Annotated in this window: 8 protein-coding genes; 5 read left to right on the plus strand and 3 right to left on the minus strand. The window is 39.3% G+C overall.

Features of this window, described 5'->3' with window-relative positions:
- Nucleotides 1-8 precede the first annotated feature (8 nt).
- The 4 genes from mobH to CWB80_RS02285 are packed head-to-tail and all read left to right on the plus strand — an operon-like array spanning nucleotide 9 to nucleotide 5,524.
- Nucleotides 9-2,252 carry a MobH family relaxase gene (gene mobH / locus CWB80_RS02270; protein WP_138601297.1) on the plus strand — a complete coding sequence of 748 codons (2,244 nt, stop codon included), beginning with the start codon at nucleotides 9-11 and terminating at the stop codon, nucleotides 2,250-2,252.
- The gene (locus CWB80_RS02275) at nucleotides 2,236-4,257 is read left to right on the plus strand and encodes a type IV secretion system DNA-binding domain-containing protein (protein ID WP_138601295.1); all 2,022 of its coding nucleotides are present in this window, start codon (nucleotides 2,236-2,238) and stop codon (nucleotides 4,255-4,257) included. The genes mobH and CWB80_RS02275 overlap by 17 nt, the downstream gene beginning before the upstream one ends.
- Complete coding sequence (locus CWB80_RS02280) at nucleotides 4,254-4,841, plus strand: hypothetical protein (protein WP_036973914.1); 588 nt, start codon at nucleotides 4,254-4,256, stop codon at nucleotides 4,839-4,841. The genes CWB80_RS02275 and CWB80_RS02280 overlap by 4 nt, the downstream gene beginning before the upstream one ends.
- The gene (locus CWB80_RS02285; RefSeq protein ID WP_138601292.1) at nucleotides 4,838-5,524 is read left to right on the plus strand and encodes an IncC plasmid conjugative DNA transfer DtrJ family protein; all 687 of its coding nucleotides are present in this window, start codon (nucleotides 4,838-4,840) and stop codon (nucleotides 5,522-5,524) included. Before CWB80_RS02280 ends, CWB80_RS02285 begins: the two co-directional genes overlap by 4 nt.
- A gap of 204 nt (nucleotides 5,525-5,728) precedes the next feature.
- Here the strand turns inward: CWB80_RS02285 and CWB80_RS02290 are convergent, their stop codons facing one another.
- From CWB80_RS02290 to CWB80_RS02300, 3 genes are all read right to left on the minus strand, one after another.
- Nucleotides 5,729-6,772 carry a GGDEF domain-containing protein gene (locus CWB80_RS02290; protein ID WP_138558834.1) on the minus strand — a complete coding sequence of 348 codons (1,044 nt, stop codon included), beginning with the start codon at nucleotides 6,770-6,772 and terminating at the stop codon, nucleotides 5,729-5,731.
- A gap of 108 nt (nucleotides 6,773-6,880) precedes the next feature.
- Nucleotides 6,881-7,708, minus strand: a complete 828-nt coding sequence (locus CWB80_RS02295) for a mechanosensitive ion channel family protein (protein WP_055022483.1) — start codon at nucleotides 7,706-7,708, stop codon at nucleotides 6,881-6,883.
- 64 nt (nucleotides 7,709-7,772) lie between these two features.
- Nucleotides 7,773-8,744, minus strand: a complete 972-nt coding sequence (locus CWB80_RS02300) for a calcium/sodium antiporter (RefSeq protein WP_055022484.1) — start codon at nucleotides 8,742-8,744, stop codon at nucleotides 7,773-7,775.
- Between the two features lie 389 nt (nucleotides 8,745-9,133).
- Here CWB80_RS02300 and CWB80_RS02305 point away from each other — a divergent pair, with 389 nt between their 5' ends.
- Nucleotides 9,134-9,838, plus strand: coding sequence for a hypothetical protein (locus CWB80_RS02305; RefSeq protein ID WP_055022485.1), 705 nt, complete (start codon nucleotides 9,134-9,136; stop codon nucleotides 9,836-9,838).
- Nucleotides 9,839-10,073: the final 235 nt, after the last annotated feature.

The following is a 10,073-nucleotide window of genomic DNA, read 5'->3' on the forward strand; positions in this document are numbered from 1 at the left end:
AGAGAAATATGAAGCTTTTACTTATTCCTTTTACTATTTTAATTAAGCTTTTTTTTAAAATTCAGAAAAAGTATCTAATCGTTCAAAGTGAAAATGCCGTTCGCTTGATGAGAGATGACGCAAAGAAGTGCAATGTAGATCTTGATAGTTCGAATAGCCCAGAGTTAGTTAATCAGATCATTGATAATAATAAATATTTAATTGCTCAAACTCGCTACTGTTTTGGAAATTGCCATGATTGGGAAAAAGAGAACCTAACCTTTCAGGGTCTATTTATAGATACGATTAAAAACTACGCTAGATATTGTGGCAACCTTCCAGCTTCTGAGGGTTATCACCATGCTAAAGAGTTCGGCTTAATTGAACATAGTTTACAAGTAGCTGATTTGGCATTAAGGCAAGCAAAGTCTCAATTCCTCCCTCAAGAATTCCCTCTAGACATCGAGAGACAAAGAACAAAAAGATATCAGTACGCCGCATGGCTTTGCGGCTTAGTGCACGATGCAGGGAAGATGCAAACTGATATGGATATTTACGATAAAAGCAATCCAAATAATATCTGGATTCCAATTATAGAAGACCTTGTTAGTTGGAAGGAAAAAAACAAAATAACAAAAGTTGGCATTAGATGGAGAAAAGACAGAATCCATAAGGGGCATGAAGTTTCTCCACAACCCATATTTCAACAAATCCTCACTCCTGATGCAAAGAGGTACATAGGCACATGCCCTGGCAACTTACTTGAAGACATAAGCACCACCCTTGCAAACTATCAAGGTATAGATGGCTACTTACAAAGAGCGGTTCGCTCAGCTGACTATGTTTCAACTGCCAAAGACATTCAAACAACTTGGGACAACGACCTTGGCGCAAGGAAGTCAGCGTTACACGAAAAAATCCTCAAGCTAATGCAAGATAAAGCCAAAGTATGGCTAACAGAAGGTAAAGCTATTGCTATTGATAACGAGATATACCTTCGGTGGCCTGAATGCTTCAATGAGTTAGCAAAGGAAATGCATCAATCAGATCCAACCGTTCCTAACAACCCAAGTCTTTTGCGTGAAAAAATGATGGATAGGGGCATTCTTCGTAAGCAAGAAAAAACTGATTACGCGCTCTTTTTTGAAACTGTTACTAACCTGTCTGAGGGTATTGATTTGCTCATCAGTAAAAATCTTAAGGGCGGTATTGGCGTTATTCGTCTGGAGTGGCCTTTATTTTTGCTTAAAGGTGAAGTTATTCCACCAAACCGTTACGGCCTATTAAAACTCGACATGGGGCTAAACGCAGTCATCTACTCAAGTGAGGGTTACCGATACATAAGCGAAGAAAATGTTATTGCTCATGAGGCTGCGGCTCACTTAAAAGCTAATAGTGATTCTCTAGAAATGAAAGTTGAGCATTCGGCAACAAAGAGTCCGCAAAAAAACGGCAAGCCTAATACCAGTAAAGCCAAAGGAGAAGCTACTGCGGAAGAGCCCATTAAGCCTAACAATCCATCTGAAAAGGCAAAAGCAGCTCAAAAGGATAGCCCGAACAAAGATAAACCTAAAAAGGAAAAACCAAAGAACACTAATGGTGAGCTATTTGCTCCAACCAACCAACAAAGCGCAAAGGTACCGGAAAAGCAAAATAACGAAACAACACTTAAAAAAGCAGCCCCAAAACCTAAGAGTGGTATTAAGGTGACTTCAACGACCAAAGCCATTGAGTTCATAAAGACCTTAGAGCCGATTTTAATCGATGGTCAAAACTACTACCTTGTTGATGATAAATGGAAAGACAACCTTGACGACAATCTAGAAAACGAACTTGAAAAAGCGGGGCTTATCGAAAGAAAGCCACCAGCATTAATTCGTTACTTCATCATCAATAAGCGTAAATACGTTAAAGCGAAGTCGCTTAAACCAAGTCAAAACCAAAAAGCTGAAAAAAAGCCGAAATCAAATGAAAATCAGGATAGTTCAGATGTAACCGCAGCTGATAATACATCTCAGAAAGCAAAGTTAGATATTGAATCTCTGCTTGCTATTGGCTTAACCCTTAAGACTGCTGAATTATTATTTGGAAACATTATTCACGAAAAAGTTGAGTTAAGAGACGGCTTTTTAATTGCACCTATAAGAGATAAGAAAACTCTTGTTAATGCCGTCACAAACAGCAAAGCCAGCGAAACAAATATCTTGTCGAGTTCAATCGTACAAGATAAGAATGACATACATATTAAGGTGAAACATGACGCAGGAACGTAGTAACCCATTATTCCACGAAAATTTATACCGACCTGTATATGAATTAAATAAGGCTTACGTCTCTTTAGCCGCTGGTGTTGTAACCTTTACCTCAAGCGTTATTGAGAGTGAAGGCCATATCGGTATGGTGGGTTTTGGAATCACTACAATACTCACCGCTCAATGTGGACACTACACTCTAAAGGCAATTCCACTAGTCAAACGCCAGTGCAAAATCTTCTTCAACAAGATTGAATTCGAGGATATAAAAGCAATACGTCAAGAGCACATGGCTAAAGAGAATATCCTAAATCCAAACAACAAAAAGAAGGGAAAGAACAAGATATTCATTGGAAATGGATTTGAATGGGGCGTGGAGCATGCAAATCGCTCATATCAAATACAAGGATTATACTCTGACAAACAAGAAGTGAAGCTTCCACTATTTCTTAAACCATTCGTTAAAAAGTGGCGTAAAGAAACGTTAAAGCTTGGCGGTAAACCATGGATTGATGGTGTCGGGGATGCCGAAAGGCAATACGTAGATGCTGAAACGTTCTTTGGCCACTCTATGATTATGGGCAATGTTGGTACCGGTAAAACAACAATGTTCATTTTGCTAAGCCTCGCGATGATCCACAAAGGCTATACCGTCATTGTATTAGACCCAAAAAACGACTCATCGTGGCGCAAAGCCCTACAAGCGGAAATGGAACATTTTGGTAAGGGCGAGCACTTCCACTACTTTCACCCTTCTAAACCATCTACATCTTGCACAATAGATCCGATTAAAAACTGGAATAGACCGACTGAGATAGCTGAACGTATCGCATCCATTATGGTTGAGTCGGGTAAAGAAGATAGCTTCATTCGATTCAACTGGAACGTCATAAACTCAACAGTTAACGCGATGCTTTATGCGGGCATACAACCACAAATCAAATCGATTGCTCGTTATGTGACAACAGGCAAAACCGCCTTAACTCAAAAGTGCCTTGAAAGACACTACGCTAAATGCTTAGGGGAAGATTGGGAGACTCAACTTAGCGCCAAAATGAGCTCTTTCGGGAAAACTCGTTTAGAGCAAATGCTAAATTACTATCAACAAGTTATATCTCAACAACATCAATCACCAGAAGTGGATGGCATAATTCAGTTGCTTACGCACAACGCCGAGCATATGCAAAAGATGACAGCTAATTTACTTCCTATTTTTAGCGTCCTTACATCTACACCTATGGATGAGCTTATATCACCAGAAGAGGCGATAGCAGAAAGCTTAGATGCGCGTGATGAGGATACTAGATACGAAACAGCTGAAAGTGAAACTACAGATTACACATCAAATCACATTGAAGGTGTATCAAAGAAATCAGGGAAAATAAGAGAGAAAGACAGTCGTTATGTAGACACTTCAGACATCGTTGAAAATGGAGGACTACTTTACATGGCGCTTGACTCTCTCAGCGACACAAAGACAGCGGGTTATTTGAGCAAACTTGTTTTAGCTGACATTGCTGCTGTAGCAGGTTCACGATACAACTTCTCAGAAGGGAGAGGCCGTCGAGTAGCGGTGTTTGTGGATGAAGTACATGCAGCGATTGCTGGGAATGATGCTCTTTTGAATTTATTAGCCCAAGGTCGTGCAGCATTTATGCAAATGTTTATTGCAACCCAAACTAAAGCTGATATTGAAGCTAAAACAGACCCAGCTACTGCAAACCGTGTATTAGGTCTGTGCAACAACTTCTTCTCTATGAGAGCAAACGACACATCAACTCAAGAATATGCTTCCAGCCAATTTGGTGAAGTGCCAATAACCAGCCAGCAAATCACTTTAGGTCAAAGTTCAGGGAACACAAATGACATGACTGACTTTGGTTCTTCATACGCTGAGAGGCTTACACAACAAAACGACAAAGCATTTAACGAAAGCCTACTTGGTTCGCTGCCTATTTTACAATATGTAGCACGACTTGCTGACGGCAGAACAATCAAAGCTAAAGTACCGGTAATACAACGATGAGCAGAGAAAAAGTATATAAAATCCAAAGTAGATGCTACAAAAAAAGCAATGTGAATAATTCACTTTCAGAAGATAACAAGCACATATACTCGGTCATCTACAAGAAAGCACCTGCTGTGGAAGAAACACTTCGATATTTGTTAGATTTTATTGGGGATGAATTGAAGCATCCACAACAAGATGTAGATCTATTTAATCACATCATTAACAAAGCTGGTCAGCACTCTCTTGTACATAATTCACATCTGAGCCGAGCAGAGTTTTTTAAAGCCTTTCTCTTCACGGTTACAAGTGAACTTACAGCCGTACTCGATGTTATGGTCTACACTGGGGGCTCAGGCTCGTGTATTGCAGTATGGGGCCCTCTCTTAGAGACAATCAGCCAGTTTCTAATCACGCACAAGAACTCAGCAATACGCGCTAAACCAAACTTGATTGAAAAAGAGTTAAATCAAGAATCATTACTGATGATACAACACTTTCTACTGCGCAAGATTGTGAAGCGTTCACACCTGTTCTATTTCGGCGTTCCTAATTTTGATGAAAGTAAAACCCTTACATTTAAGGAGGCGTTTTCGTCATGATTTATGAGAATGACAGCGAAGACCTGTATAAGGATAAGTCTGGAGAGCAAAATAGAAAAAAAGAATACTCAAAGTTATTCATCTTTATTCTATTTGCGTTGGCAGCACAGGTTCTTGCTTTAAACCCCACCAGCTTTAACAAAATGCTAGAAAATGAAGTTAAAGCGAGCTACAAGGCCATCGGTGAAAAAAACTGGCTTAACCTTACTGATGCATCGCATAGGCACTACAACACAATCATTGTAAGGTCAGGATTTAAGCAGTATTTCTTGGACAAGGTAAATCGAGATACAGACGATAAAAACCCTTTAGCCAGGCTAACAGCAAAGCTTTTGCCTTTAGTTAAAAGAGTAACAAACAACATACAAACGCTTACATACCAAATCTTACACAGAGCAAACCTTTTAATGATTTGGCTTTATATTTTAGTGCCTTTCGCACTTGCTCAACTAGTTATTGGTGTTTATAGCTGGAGAATTAGGGCTTATACATTCGGTAACAAAACAAAGACTCGTATGTTAGTTATTAAGAAACTAACCAAAGGTATTTTAGTAGGTGTCATAGTATATTTCGCCCTACCTAACTTTTACCCTACAGCTGGGGCATACATACCTTTTATTGCTTTATTGTTTGCATCATTCCTAACATCTAGATACATAGCAACACTGCAAAAGCATATTTAGGACCCTCGGCAACGAGGCTATAAAAAACTGACGCTGTTTACGTGTAAGAGGAATGAGTAACTCACGAACACAAGCTTGTTTAGGTAGCGTGCTGCAAAAGCCGAATGTCAGATCTTGTCTGAATTAATACAGTTTAAAGTATTTGCCCCGAAATCTTCTTCTAAATCGTTTTTGAAAAGTGAGTTAGAAAAGATTTAAATGATATCAAAGTATGCACTCAATCCGGTTTCTGCCATTTTCCTTTGCACGATATAAAGCTGAATCAGCACGTTCAATTACTGTCAACGTATTATCATCAATACGACTGACCGTCACTCCACAGCTGACTGACAATCTTTTTTCGTGAAAATAAATACCATTTATATCTGTAATAATGGTCGTTGCAATCTCTTTTGTTTCATCTAAGGTTGCCCCTTCAATGATGATTACAAACTCTTCGCCACCCCAACGAGCACATAACGCTTTACTTGGAGATACTGACTTTAATTTATTTGAAACAATGACAAGCGCTTTATCGCCTTCCAAGTGACCATAGGTATCGTTTATTTCTTTAAAATAATCAATGTCTAGTAGTATGAAACCAAAATTCGAGCTTTTTAGTAAACTTGAAAGCGTTCTATCTAGTTTTTCTCGATTAAACAATCCAGTGAGTTTATCGGTTTCAGCGAGTTTTTTAATAAGCTGATTTTTCTCAGCCAACGTATCATAAGCAGCAAACCGAGTTTTTTCATAGAAACGAAATAAGACAATGTGAGCAATGGCAACTTCAATAATATTAAAAACAGAGCCAAGGCCAATTTTAAGAGGTTCCGGATTCTGTGAGTGTTCATAAACTATAAAAGCACACACTGCAAAAGCAAACGCACTAAGTAAACTTCCCCAATTTCGACCTACTAAATAAAATGAAAATGGAGGAATTAATGTTGCCCAAAATAATGAATAGGCCGCGCCGTTAATTGAGATAATAAATGTCAGTATTAAACTGTTAATCAATAACACCACAGCCCATGAAACCGCTTTAATTTTTGAGCTTTTAATGAACCAAACATATAGTAAAATAGACAAAGTTAGCCCAACCGCATCAAGCAAAGCGAGTTCATAGCTGTTGAATTTAAAGATATTGATAACAGTCAGTACAAAGAAGTACACAGTACATATCAATAAAGAATGGGCGATCAAACGGCTTCGCCAAAATAGCTCAGGACTATTGTGGTGTGCTGGAATGTTTTTATACCAATATTTGAGCATAGTAAATTCTGTTTTTAAATTATTACACGCGAGCTATGCTCTCAAGCAAAGGCCCAGTCCTGTCACTCTATCATAGAGAAACGTGCTAGGACTGAGCGAGGTTTTTCATTATTTTTTATCGCCGTTTATTATGTGCAAATCACGTTGAGGGAACGGAATAGTAATCCCTTTGCTCTCCACTTTATCTTTAATTTTACGCTGTGTTTGCCAATATATATCCCAGTAATGTGGTGTAGCGACCCAAGCACGAAGCTGCAAGTTCACAGAACTATCTGCTAATGTGTGGACTAAATACTGAGGGGCTGGCTCAATCAAAATTCGAGATTCTTCACTAACAAGCTCCCTTAATGCCGCAAGCCCATCTTCAATTGAATCACCATAAGAAATACCCACAGTTATATCCATGCGACGCTTTTCGTTTCTCGTAAAGTTTTTTATCGCATTTGCCCAAACCGTGCTATTTGGGATTGACACAAAAACACCATCGGCGGTTTCAAGGACAGTGGTAAATAGACCTAAATCTTTTACACTCCCTGTATAGCTTGACACTTCAACAAACTCTGCCTTTTTTAGAGGCTTTAAGAAAAGTAGCATGACCCCCGCAGCCACATTACTGAGCGTATCTTTTAGGGCTAGACCAATCGCTAAGCCTGCGGCACCGACGAGTGCGACAAGACTGGCCGTATTGACTCCAAATAAATCTAAAATAATCACAATTGCAATTAAATAAACCACATAGCCTGATAGCGTGGTAAGCAGCTTAGTAATGATTTCATCATGCTTGCTCAATCGGTAAACACCTTTATGTACAGCTCGTTTAAGTAGCTTTGAGCAAATACTAGCTCCTATTAAAATGAAAATAGTAAGCAATGTATTCTTGGCTATCGCTATGATTTGTAATTGGTGCTCAGAAAAAAAGTTTATGATGGTTTCCATCGGTGATTTTCCTTTAAATATAAATAATATACGCGTTTGTTTCTAAATGATTTGATAACGAAAGCTAGTTAATGATGCTGTTAACTAAGTAACCATTGTAAGCAATGTAAGAAGTAAGCAAGACACCACCTTCCCAACGGTTTACCCTGCCTTGTCGGCCAAAACCGTAAGCCATAACCAACAACATGACGGAAAGTACAAGCATCACACTCCAATCTCGGTAAAGTACGTCTGTAGAAATGTGAGGGATAGGCTCAATAATACCAGCGATACCAATTACAGCTAAGATGTTAAACATATTCGACCCCACAACATTGCCAATTGCGATGTCATGCTCTCCCTTTTTAGCGGCAATAATAGAAGCTGCAAGCTCTGGCAAAGATGTCCCTAATGCAACGATAGTTAAGCCGATAATAAGGTCACTGACACCGAGCGCAGTTGCAATTTCAACCGCTCCCCAAACAAGTATGCGAGAGCTAATAATGAGTAATGTTAAGCCCACGATGAGCCAGAAAATTGCTTTTCCTAAGGACATGGCGTGACTTTTAAGCTCAGTATCAAATTCTGTTTTAAGGGTATCACTCGGTGATTTCATACCTGAGTACACAGACCATGCTAAGAACAAGACTAATCCGCCCAGCAACAGACTTGCATCAATCACTGATAAAGCGCCGTCATACAGCAAATACCCCAAAAAAAGTACGACAACTAATAGTAAGGGAAGCTCATTTTTAACAATTTTAGACTGAACAGCGATAGGGGCAATGATGGCTGTTACACCAAGAATTAAGCTAATATTTACAATGTTGGACCCAAGTGCATTACCTAACGCTAAGTCAGGGTTTCCATCACTTGCAGCCATTGCTGATACAACCATTTCCGGAGCCGAAGTCCCAAAACCAACAATAACCATACCAATTAAAATTGAAGGCAAGCCAGCATGACCAGCTGTAGATGCCGCTCCTTCAACAAAGCGGTCTGCACTCCATACGAGTAAGATAAACCCCGCAATAATAGCTGTCATAGCTAAAACCATGACTGAGCCCCCTCTATAGCAATACCTGAAAGGCGTATGGCAGGTCTATTTACAAAATGAAGTGAGCTTTGGCAGTGACGTAGTTTCATTATTTACCCTTAGGGCAGACTGGAATAATAAGGCAATAAACCACCTCTGCCCGAAATGACCCATTGCCTTAAGTCTTGTCAAAACCTGAGACGGTTCGAAACTGCCACGAGCGATGTTGCTCGGAGACTGTTGACAGTTTCCTTGCTAAATGCAAGAGACTACTCCCCTAAGTTTTTAAAGAATAATCTATCCCTAATAATAATACAATTAGCTTGGCTGCCTTTTTTAAAAAACGATGAATGTAAAGAATCATCAGAATAGGCCGATATGAAATTACATCACTAAATCAGGGACGTATTATGAAGGTTAATTCTGGAAGTTTACCGCAACCACTTAATAATCAAAATGTGACTTTAGAGTCACCTATAAATGGCAAGGCTCTTTTAGAAACTGAGCTTAAAAAATTGGCGGATGACGTATATCATGAAAGCGCGCCTCCAGAGCTAAACCAAACGTATACCAAACCGCTGACGATGACATCGAGCCAGATAGACATAACTAAAACAGTTGATGACTATATGCATGAGCTAGCTGTTGCTACTGGTGAATTATATTTGCCGGGAGGTAGTCTGCCTAAGGCGGTAGAAAAAATGCTGTCTCCCTATGACTCACTTCTTTCAGATGTAAATCGGCAGAACCCTTCATTGGCCAATAAAAATTGGGGAATCGCTATAAACCAATCTGGTGCTTTAGAAGCGACAGGCACAATTACAGATTTTGAAAAAGAATTCTTAGAAGAAAGGCTAAATAATTCAGAGGAATTGGTAAGCACTATAGCTGATTTTAAATCTAATTTTTTAAAATATATTGTGCCTGAAAACCGAGGTTATGGAAGGTATGATGTTACGGCTGATAATTTTTCAGATGTCTTCGATTTTAGAGAAATGCTTGAAAGTTCAAGAAGCGATGCAGACTTTAAAAAGACATGGGAATATGAAACTAATTGGTTAAAGTTGACTGACAACATTTTGTCACAACTAAAAAGAAACGCCCAAAGCTTTTAAAGGTTTTTAAGTATTACAATGAACTCACAGAGAATGTTACAGATCCATCGGCCCTAAAAGCACTGCATCAATCTCAACAATTAACTATGTGAACTACTCGCGCCTAAAGGCATCGAGCTTCCAAGATAATAGCCTAAGCTACTAACCTTTCTTTTTTGACGCTTCGTTGGACACCGCTAGTCGAGCTTTTGACTCGGCTAGTCTAAGCTTTCTCTACACGGCAGCGTTATGCCTG

The organism is Pseudoalteromonas sp. S1650 (assembly GCF_005887195.1).
In the GTDB taxonomy this organism is placed as follows: Bacteria; Pseudomonadota; Gammaproteobacteria; order Enterobacterales; family Alteromonadaceae; genus Pseudoalteromonas; species Pseudoalteromonas simplex.